7 protein-coding genes are annotated in these 8901 nt (G+C 50.3%); 5 read left to right on the top strand and 2 right to left on the bottom strand.

What is annotated here, in order from left to right:
• Window positions 1-327 precede the first annotated feature (327 nt).
• From ACESLU_RS08245 to ACESLU_RS08235, 3 genes are all read left to right on the top strand, one after another.
• On the top strand, window positions 328-756 hold the full coding sequence (locus ACESLU_RS08245) for an Hsp20/alpha crystallin family protein (protein WP_372637738.1): 429 nt from the start codon (window positions 328-330) through the stop codon (window positions 754-756).
• A gap of 466 nt (window positions 757-1222) precedes the next feature.
• Window positions 1223-2713: a Do family serine endopeptidase gene (locus ACESLU_RS08240; RefSeq protein WP_372637735.1), complete on the top strand. Its 1491-nt coding sequence runs from the start codon at window positions 1223-1225 to the stop codon at window positions 2711-2713.
• A gap of 264 nt (window positions 2714-2977) precedes the next feature.
• On the top strand, window positions 2978-3994 hold the full coding sequence (locus tag ACESLU_RS08235; protein ID WP_372637733.1) for a DnaJ C-terminal domain-containing protein: 1017 nt from the start codon (window positions 2978-2980) through the stop codon (window positions 3992-3994).
• A gap of 90 nt (window positions 3995-4084) precedes the next feature.
• Here ACESLU_RS08235 and ACESLU_RS08230 read toward each other — a convergent pair whose 3' ends face one another.
• Entirely contained in the window at window positions 4085-4453 is a 369-nt protein-coding gene (locus tag ACESLU_RS08230) for a DUF2784 domain-containing protein (protein WP_372637730.1), read from the bottom strand.
• A gap of 370 nt (window positions 4454-4823) precedes the next feature.
• On the opposite strand from ACESLU_RS08230, the gene ACESLU_RS08225 reads away from it, so the two are divergent.
• On the top strand, window positions 4824-5600 hold the full coding sequence (locus ACESLU_RS08225) for a S1/P1 nuclease (protein ID WP_372637728.1): 777 nt from the start codon (window positions 4824-4826) through the stop codon (window positions 5598-5600).
• Between the two features lie 230 nt (window positions 5601-5830).
• Here ACESLU_RS08225 and ACESLU_RS08220 read toward each other — a convergent pair whose 3' ends face one another.
• Window positions 5831-6367, bottom strand: coding sequence for a macro domain-containing protein (locus ACESLU_RS08220; protein ID WP_372637725.1), 537 nt, complete (start codon window positions 6365-6367; stop codon window positions 5831-5833).
• Between the two features lie 471 nt (window positions 6368-6838).
• Here ACESLU_RS08220 and ACESLU_RS08215 point away from each other — a divergent pair.
• Window positions 6839-8901 (top strand): ATP-dependent Clp protease ATP-binding subunit (locus ACESLU_RS08215; protein ID WP_372637722.1); only part of this gene is annotated, 2063 nt, incomplete at its 3' end.

Here is an 8901-nt window from a genome sequence, read left to right as displayed (position 1 = left end):
AAAATTTATCACTCTGTTAACTGTAGGAGGCAAATACTGCCAATCGATGATTCCTGTCTTGTTGTGATAGAAGATAAATATGTGACCAGATCCACTCTTACAATAATGAAAAGATATGTCACAGAAACAGCCTCCTGCCGCTTTGACCAGCGGTCAATGACAATTTTTCCAATCTTCTCGTCATCTCCTGAAAAAACCGCAGTTCTTCGCTGGCTGAATGTCAGTCTCGTTCCCTGATACACGCCTTGGCACGGCTGTTGCTTCTTTAAGAGTGAGTTTGATTCAACCAAATAACTTTTTTAATAAAGACTTAAGGAGGTATTTATTATGACACTCATGAGATATAACCGATCGAATGACGACCTGATGTCGAAACGGTTTTCCGATATCATGGACGAGTTCTTCAATGAAGCCGTAAGTACGCGGCGCAACAACTTTACGCCCAGCATTGATATTTCGGAAACGGATGATAAGTTCCTTATTTCCGCCGAACTGCCGGGTATGAAAAAAGAGGACATCAACATTGATCTTGAAAACGGCCGGTTGACGATCAGCGGTGAGCGCAGCTTCAAAAAAGAGGAAGAAGGCAAAAAGTTTCACCGCGTGGAAACACGATACGGCTCCTTCAACCGTTCGTTTCAACTGCCGGATAACGTAGATGAAGAGAGTATCGAGGCTTCATATGAAGACGGTTTGCTGAACATCAGTGTCGAGAAGGATGAAGACAAGGTGAAAAAACAAATTGAAATCAGTTAACGCGGTATTTGAACCTTGAATCCCTAAGACGGAAGCTCCTGTGATGGGGAGTTTCCGTTTTTAATTTAACTTAACGAAACTCGTTTTTCGGCTGGTTTCCAAATAGGTTCTCCGTTTCCATAAGACCTGTAACCATTGGTTTGGCAGGAACGCTGACTGGAGTTGACTCCCGTTAGCCCGCTATGAAGGCAGTTAATCGCACAACAGTATAAAAGAAGGTTTTGTAAACCGGGGTTTTTGTTCAGGTCCGGGTTCAGAAGGGTTGAGGCCGTAACAAACGCCCATATACACCGCCCATATACAAGGAGTGTAACCGACCCGAATGCCGACATGGGACAAAAGGGCGATTTTACAACGTCTTCTATAAACAAGTTGCGATAATCATACAATAATAACTCTCAAAAACGGTTTATTGAACTATCAGAACTTATAAAATTTTTTAATTTTACTTTAAAATGGTGTTGATATGAAAAATGTACGTTCGTCTTACCTACTTTGGGCCTTGGTGGCGATACTGCTTGTAGCTTTCTACACGATCGATCTCGATTCGGGCCAGGCATCTGTGTTTACGATGCCGGACTTCAGTCCCACTACCGAGGTTGAAGAAGCCGACCAGCAAGCCGTCCCCAGCCTCAAGGATCTTAATGATGCAATTGTTAATATAGCCCAGGAAGCCAGTCCCACGGTCGTCACCGTTACAGTGACCAAAACAATAGAGCGACAAAATCCGCTCATGCGCTTTTTTGGCAATCCGCAGGGAGAGCCTGAACGCTATCAGCGGCAGGGACTCGGTTCCGGGGTGATCGTCTCACAGGACGGCTATATCCTGACTAATAACCACGTTGTGGCCAATGCCGACGAGGTCGAAATCCAGTTTTACAACGATGAAAGGACCACCGCCGAGGTGGTGGGGACCGATCCACAGACCGATATTGCGGTGCTGAAAGTGGACACCGACGATCTAAATGTCATCCAGCTGGGAAACAGCGAGCAAAGCCGCGTGGGCGAAATGGTCCTCGCTATCGGCAGCCCTCTTCAAGCTGATCTGGCGCACTCGGTATCCAAGGGAATCGTTTCGGCAAAAAACCGAAACATCGGTATTCTCGCAGAACAGGGTGGCTACGAGAGGTTTATCCAGACCGATGCCGCTATCAATCCCGGCAATTCCGGCGGGGCGCTGGTCAATATGGATGGCGAACTTATCGGAATCAATACCGCGATAGCGTCGCGTTCCGGCGGCAATGACGGTATCGGCTTTGCGGTGCCCATTAATATCGCCAAAAGCGTCATGGAATCCATTATTGAACACGGGCGCGTAGTACGGGCCTATCTCGGTATCTCAACGGGCGGCGAAGTCGATGCCACTATGGCGAAGGCTCTGGACCTGGACAAGCCCTATGGGGTTATTGTGGGCAGTGTTTCGGAAGATGGCCCCGCTGAAGAGGCCGGGCTGCAGGAAGATGACGTCATCCAGGCCATTGACGGTGAACCGATACGAAGCTGGCCCGCCTTCCGGACAGCTATCGGGACCGCTTCGCCCGGAGATGAGGTTGAGCTGACGATCAGCCGGGATGGCGATACCCGGGATATTACCATTACTCTCGGCGAAATGCCTGAAGAGATGATGGCACAGCAAAACAGGCCGACAAATGACCAGTCGATGGACGACCAGCTCGGCTTTAGCGTTCGCGAGCTCACGTCCGATATCGCCCGGCAGCTGCAGCTCGATCCGGGACAACAGGGCGTCGTCGTCACGGAAGTTACCGACGGAAGCGCGGCCCAGCGACAGGGGCTTCAGCGAGGCGATGTAATCACAGAAGTCGGCCGCAATAATCCCGTATCCTCCGTTGCAGAGTTCCGAGAGGCGATCAGCGAAATCGCCGAGGAAGAGGACGGGGTTGTCCTATTGCGCATATTGCGGCAAGGCAATAGGCAATATATCGCTTTTGAACTCTGATACGCTTGAATAACTGTAGCTAATCATGCAAAACAAAAGCCCCTTCGAATGAACATTCGGAGGGGCTTTTTATTGACGCACAGAACTCCGCCTATTTGATAGGACAAGTGAAATTATGACACTGTATTGATGGTAGGTATTGTTTTTGCATATCTATTACTTGAAAAAGCAGTTGAATATACGATTAATTGTTACCTATTTGTTACTTGTATGATATTAAATGTTCGCTAAGTAACTGATATTTAACAAGTTACAGCAAACAAAATGGAATATAAAAACTATTACGACATACTGGGCGTTTCAAAGAACGCTTCGCAGGATGAAATCAAAAAAGCCTACCGGAAGAAGGCTGCCAAATTTCATCCGGACAAAAACCCCGATGATGATTCTGCCGAAGACAAATTCAAGGAGGTCGGGGAAGCCTATGAAGTGCTGAGCGATCCGGAGAAACGCGATCTCTACGATAAAGTGGGCAAAGACTGGAAAAAATACCAGCGGGCCGGCGGCAATGGCGGGGGCGGTTTCGACTGGTCACAATATGCCCGGCAGCAACAGCAGCAGGGCCAGGGCTTCGGGGGCGGAAGAGGGCAATCATACCGGATCAATATGGATGACTTTTTTGACGGCGAAACTTCCCCCGGGGGGGGCAGCCCGTTTTCCAGCTTTTTTGAAACCCTGTTCGGGGGGGGAGGCAGCCCGTTCGGGCAAACCCAGGCCCGCGGTCAACAGCAGCGAACCGCTCGCTCGTCCCGCCGCCCCCAGAAGAAAAAGACGGCCAGGGATATCAAGGCAGAGGTCACCATATCACTGCAGGAAGCTTATGAGGGGACCTCCCGAACCCTGCGGGTGGGGGATGAAAAGATGAAAGTTAAAATCCCGGCCGGCATCAGCGACGGGCAGCGTCTCAAGCTTAAAGGAAAAGGAGCTTCCCGGGACCGGCGGGGCGGTGCGCGCGGCGACCTGTACCTGACCGTTCGCATAACCATGCCGGAGGGCTATGAACGAAAAGGCGATAACCTGTATATCGATCATCCGGTGGACCTGTACACGGCCGTGCTCGGTGGAGAGACAGTAGTGCAGACCCTGGGCGGAAAAGCTAAAATTAAGATTCCGGCCGGTACCTCGGGCGGCAGGCAATTTCGCCTGAATGGATTGGGCATGCCTACATTTAAATCGCCTTCCCAAAAAGGGGACCTGCTGGTTCGCCTGCAAATACAGGTGCCTGAAAAATTATCGGCTGAAGAGAAAAAATTATTTGAGCAGTTGGCCCAGCAGGATTAAATATAAATAATCACCTTCCTCCACATTTTCATGTAAGTCAGCAGTTGTAACAGACTGCTAACCATTGGATGAAGAAAGTGGATGATATATTTATTCATTCATATTTACATACAGCGAAGCCAGCATCGCCAGTCCAAATAAGATGCCGGTCCACAAATCTACCGTATAGGCCGAAACTTCGATACCCGTCCACAGCTCGACTAAAAACTTGATATAGGAATTAGGCATATCGCTGTAGCCCAGCTCCCGCCGCACCTGCCAGTGCCAGTCGGTACTCGGACAGTATCCGAATCCATACCATATTCCCAGGATAAACCATGAAAAAGCGGTAGCTGCCAGCGTTAAAAGATTCCAGCGACGCGTGCGCTTCCAGATCCACCCAAAAAGGTTGAACAGGATCAACACCGTGTGAAAGACAATAAAAGCAACATTTAAAATTTCGTACATGATAAATAACATAATACTGCATGAGCCGGTTAGGGGTAAAGCCCTTGCTGCCCCTCCTTTTTTAGCATGTATAATCCACCCGTTTCAGAGTGCATCACCAAGCAGCACAAAGGAAACACAAAATTATTCGAAGGATCCCCTTGTAGCTCTCCGGGCCATCTCTGCGGTTCTTTGTAAAATAACCTTCGGGGTTTCGTATATGTTAAAAGTAACAGGTAAGAGACCTTTGCAAAACCCTTGTTTTTCAAAGCCCTCAGGTAAATGTATAAGTGATAATTCCAGATGAAACGTTGATCACCGACTTTTACTTGTAATCAAATATAAAAGCATTTACCATCCAATCTGGGCATTAAAACTATCAAATAATCTGTTATATGTATATATGAAACATATTCTTTTTCTTTTTACGCTTCTGTTTACGCTTTCTGCCACCCATCTTGACGGCAACAGGTGGGGAAAGACCGGTCATCGCATCACCGGCGAAGTTGCCGCGGATTATGTAAATAAGGATGCCCGAACGGCCGTGAAGAACATCCTCGGCTTCGAATCCATGGCTATCGCCAGCACCTGGATGGATAAGATACGATCAGACGGCCGCTACGATTATACCCATGATTGGCACTGGGTGACCATTCCCGGTGGAAAGAGCTATGAAGAAACGGAAAAAAATCCCAATGGAGATCTGATTCAGGCCCTGCAAACCATCATTGAGGACCTTAAAGAGGGACAGCTGTCCGATGAAGAAGAAACGGAAAAACTAAAAATGCTCATTCACCTGGTCGGCGACCTCCATCAGCCGATGCATGTCGGAACGGGCAAGGACCGCGGCGGCAACGACAGGCGGGTCGAGTGGTTTTACGAGCCCTCTAATCTCCATCGCGTGTGGGATTCGGAGATGATCGACGAGACCAAATTAAGCTACACGGAATTTTCAGAGGCGATCAATCATCCCACGAAAGAACAGCTCAACAAGTGGCAGCAAGGTGAAGTGCTGGATTGGGCCTACGAGACGATGGAGTTGCGGGAAGACGTTTATGACCTGCCCGGCGACCGGCAGCTCGGTTATCGCTACCAGTATGTCCATCGTCCGACCATCGACCGGCAGCTGCTAAAAGCAGGCGTTCGGCTGGCCTACCTGCTTAACCAGATTTACGGGTAGTTTATCAAACGCCCTGTACAGGTAAGCAGCATGACAGGAGGGGGACAGCTGCTCATGTAACTCGGGGGAGCAACCAGGTCATGCCCGGCCTCCCCTTGATTAAAACAGAACTGCAGGAATGACTGGCAGCTCTACATCACCTCATATGATTAAGATACGTCTTCCCTGCCTGAAAAGAGCATTTCTCCCTTAAATATGATTTTAATTTATAGCAAACCAGGAAACGACCGTCAGCTGAAAACCTCCTCCATCACATCTTGATGGATACTCATTGCATCCTCTCCCCACAGCACAAAGCGTATGAGTTTCACCGACTGCAGCTGGGGAATTTCGTTTTTAATCGTTGTAAAAGCCACTTTTGCAGCATCCCGGGGCGGGTAGCCAAAGGCACCGGTTGAGATCGCGGGAAAAGCGATGCGCTCTATACCGTGGTCCTCCGCAACCTTGAGGGCATTTTTATAACAAAAACCGAGCAGTTTATCCTCCGGCTTATCCCGACCGTAGACTGGTCCCAGGCAATGAATGATATATTCATTGGGCAGATTATGCCCGCCCGAAATCACGGCCTCTCCCGGCTTTATCGGGGCCATGGAACGCGTTTCTTCGGTGAGTTCAGGTCCCGCCGCCCGGTGAATGGCCCCGGCTACCCCTCCACCGGTACGGAGCTGGGCATTGGCCGCATTCACCACCGCATCCACATCCTTCTGGTTGGCGATATCGCCACGCTTGAGTTCCAGTCGTACCTCATCCAATTGTGTTTCTTTCATAATGTGTCTCTCCTTTTTTTGAAATTCCATGAGATTGTTACAACAAAAAAAAAACAGCTTGAATAATTCTCAAATACTGCTTGCTTATAATAAGAATTTATAAAATTAATCAGTGTGACGCTGATTTCTCCGATTGCTATGTACGTGTGATAAACAGCAATTCCGGATGCAAAACCACCTACACATTCGACAAAAAAGCATCTGAGCTCTCTTCTTTCTCCTTGCTGGTGTAACCCGCCGGGGCTTCTTTCTGTTCGCCGTCACTTCATTCACTGAAGAAAAGGCACGACTGCGACATCTTTTTGGGCAGCTGTGCTGCCCTTTTGATACAACCCGGTTCCCACGATGTCAAATTGGAAAATTTCGGCCCGGCAGCCTGTAAAATCGGCAGTTTACCGGTTTCGGTACGATATTGGCAACTATTATTAACAGAACATTAAAACAAAATGATGATTTTAATCTTCAACGATTATGAATTTAGATAAATTCACGCTTAAAGCCCAGAAGGCCGTGCAGGCAGCGGTTGACGTGGCCTCCGGCAACAACCACCAGGCGGTGGCCCCGGCCCATATTCTTATGGCCCTGCTTACGGAAACCGACAATGTGGTCCACACCATCCTCAATAAAGTGGGGGTGCGGGTGCCACAGCTGAAATCGGAGCTGGAAGAGCGCATCGACAAGCTTCCCGTTGTCAAGGGTGCCTCCGTTTCCGGGCAGTATCTTGCAAATGATTCCAAGGAATTGTTTGATCACGCCCAATCGTCCGCAAATGAAATGGGGGACGAGTATATCAGCTCGGAGCATATTCTTATCGGAATGCTGGAAACCCAAAGCGAAGCGGGACGTCTCCTGAAACAACACGGCGTAACCAAGGACAATGTCCTGCAGGTCATGCAGGATGTCCGCGGTTCGCAAAAGGTAGATGATCCCAATGCGGAAAGCCGCTATAACGCCCTTAAAAAATATGCGCGCGACCTCAATGAAGAGGCTGAAAAGAATAAGCTTGACCCGGTTATCGGGCGCGACCAGGAGATCCGGCGCGTCATGCAGATTCTCTCCCGGCGAACCAAAAATAATCCCGTGTTAATCGGGGAGGCCGGCGTGGGCAAGACCGCCATTGCAGAAGGTATGGCCCTGCGCATCAACCGCGGCGATGTGCCCGAGGGACTGAAGTCCAAGCGTATTGTAGCCCTTGATATGGGGGCCCTGATGGCGGGAACCAAGTTCCGGGGCGAGTTTGAAGAACGCCTCAAAGCGGTTGTTAACGAAGTGCAGGACTCAGAGGGAGAAATTATTCTCTTTATTGATGAGATTCATACGCTGGTGGGAGCCGGAGCTTCGGAAGGCTCCATGGATGCCGCCAATATCCTGAAACCCTCGCTGGCCCGCGGTGAGCTTCACGCCATCGGTGCCACGACCCTCGATGAGTATCGCAAGTATATCGAAAAGGACCGTGCCCTCGAGCGACGCATGCAGAAAGTGCTCATCAATGAACCCAGCGTGGAGGATACGGTTTCGATTTTGCGCGGACTCCAGGAGCGCTATGAGCTCCATCACGGGGTAAAAATCCGGGACGAAGCCCTGGTGGCCGCCGCGGAACTCTCGCACCGGTACATCAGCGAGCGATTTCTGCCCGACAAGGCGATTGACCTGATTGACGAGGCCGCATCGCGGCTGCGGCTGGAGATCGATTCCATGCCGGAAGAACTGGACCAGGTGGAGCGGCAAATACGCCAGCTGGAAATCGAGCGCGAAGGCCTGAAGCGGGAGCAAAACGAGGAAAAAATTGAAAACATTGAAAAAGAACTGGCCGATCTCGAGGAAAAACGGTCGACCATGCGCAACCAGTGGGATACCGAGCGGGACCTGATCAAGAAAACGCGTGATCTCAAGCAGGCCATAGAGACCTCCCGCAACGAGGCCGAAAAGGCCGAGCGAGAAGGAAAATATGAGAAGGTGGCCGAGCTGCGATACGGCACGATCAACCAGCTGGAGAAAGACCTCGAAGAGACCAAGGAACAGCTGGAGGAAGTGCAGGAGGGCCGTGCCATGCTGAAAGAAGAGGTCGAGTACGAGGATATTGCCGATATTGTATCGCGGTGGACCGGCATCCCGGTTCGCAAGATGCTGCAGAGCGAACGGGAGAAACTGGTTCATCTCGAGGAGGAGCTGCATAAACGAGTAGTGGGACAGGATCCCGCCGTTGAAACAGTATCGAATGCCGTGCGGCGTTCGCGCGCCGGCCTGCAGGATGCCCAGCGTCCCATCGGGTCGTTCTTCTTCCTGGGTTCTACCGGAGTCGGTAAAACCGAACTTGCCCGGTCGCTGGCCAACTTCCTCTTTAATGATGAGGATGCGATGATCCGCATTGACATGAGTGAATACATGGAGCGGCACAGCGTAAGCCGCCTGGTGGGGGCCCCTCCGGGCTACGTGGGTTATGACGAAGGGGGACAGCTTACCGAGGCGGTGCGACGCAAGCCGTACTCGGTCATTCTCCTGGATGAAATCGAAAAAGCGCATGCCGACGTATT

The organism is Fodinibius sp. (assembly GCF_041642155.1).
In the GTDB taxonomy this organism is placed as follows: Bacteria; Bacteroidota; Rhodothermia; order Balneolales; family Balneolaceae; genus Fodinibius.
Note: the sequence above shows the minus strand (reverse complement) of the source record. Positions and strands in the feature narration are given on the sequence as shown.